This is a genomic window from Photorhabdus stackebrandtii, from assembly GCF_011189495.1.
Taxonomy (GTDB): Bacteria; Pseudomonadota; Gammaproteobacteria; order Enterobacterales; family Enterobacteriaceae; genus Photorhabdus; species Photorhabdus khanii.
In genome coordinates this window covers 1-1,140 of the sequence record NZ_PUJV01000121.1, presented here as the reverse complement: position 1 = coordinate 1,140, position 1,140 = coordinate 1, and the positions used below count along the sequence as shown (strand labels likewise).

The 1,140-nt window shown below is 50.2% G+C and carries 1 protein-coding gene; it reads right to left on the bottom strand.

Going from position 1 to position 1,140, the window contains the following annotated elements; all coding sequences use genetic code 11:
- The coding region (locus C5470_RS21880) for an integrating conjugative element protein (protein ID WP_166291896.1) at positions 1-1,095 on the bottom strand (1,095 nt) is incomplete at its 3' end.
- Positions 1,096-1,140 lie beyond the last annotated feature (45 nt).

Below are 1,140 nucleotides of genomic sequence, written 5' to 3'. Positions count from 1 at the left end.
ACTCACCAAAGCCCCACTGTCCGGATCACGTTTCAGGGCCTGGATAACCCCGCGAGTCACCGCCAGGCTACCCGTTTTGAGTTTTGCCAGATTGACTACGGTAGGAGCATTTTCCCCGCTGATCAGTTTCATCAATTGCTCAATGTTGGTTCTGGTAGCGTCTTCCAGCATCGGCGCAAACCCCGTCCCAGCGACACTCGCACCCGGCTGATCTTCGGTACCACCACTGGTACACTGACGACTGTCAGTACAAGTACGAACCGAACGATCACCTAACACCCTGACTACCGCGGCGGCAACTTCTTCACTGTTCTTGAATTTCTGGCAAGCAGCACCATTACATTGTGTGCGGTTGATATTGGCATGGCTATTCGCCGGCAGGTTGTTCATCATATTGAAGCCAGCTTTTGCCAAATCCCGGATAGGCTGAATGGCTTTCTGCCCTTTTCCTCCCCGTTTTTCACCCCCTATCCAGTTTGAACCTTGTGTACCGTCCGCAACCTCCATTTTTTGTGTCGTGCCAACCGCATCACCGTTGCCGGTATTCACCAACGTTTTGTATTCCTCCATCAACGCCGCTTTAGTCCATTTACTGCTATCCGAAAAATCCATCATACGCTGTGACATGTTCTGGCAACTCAGTTGTGATTTGTCGAACGCAATGCCTGCCTGTAATACACCGTTGGTCAGCATTTCATATAATCCCGGATTAGCACGCTGGATAACCATTGCCGGCAAACTGGCTACGGCCCCAGTAGCCCCTTGTATCACTTTCCCCATCAGATTTTTAAAACCCGAAGTCAGGCCATTAAGCTGATTCCCTACCGTCGTTTTTAAATCAAAGTTACCGCACATCAGGTCACTGCTCCAACCGAGGTTTAATCCGCCCAGATGTTGCAGATTGCTGCGGGTCGCCGGCTGCGATATCACTGATCCGCCACCAATGTTGTAAAACAGTTTGTCCGATACAGCCCCATTCATGCTTTTCCCGTAACCTATCGGGCTGTCAGCAATGGCAAAACCTGCCGCCTGAACAACAGGAGCACGCATAAACGCCAGTGCTATCAATACAGGCAAAAATAATCGTTGTCTCATCCCATGATCCCAGTCTCAAAAATCGGTACTGTAGAGAAAAGTCTG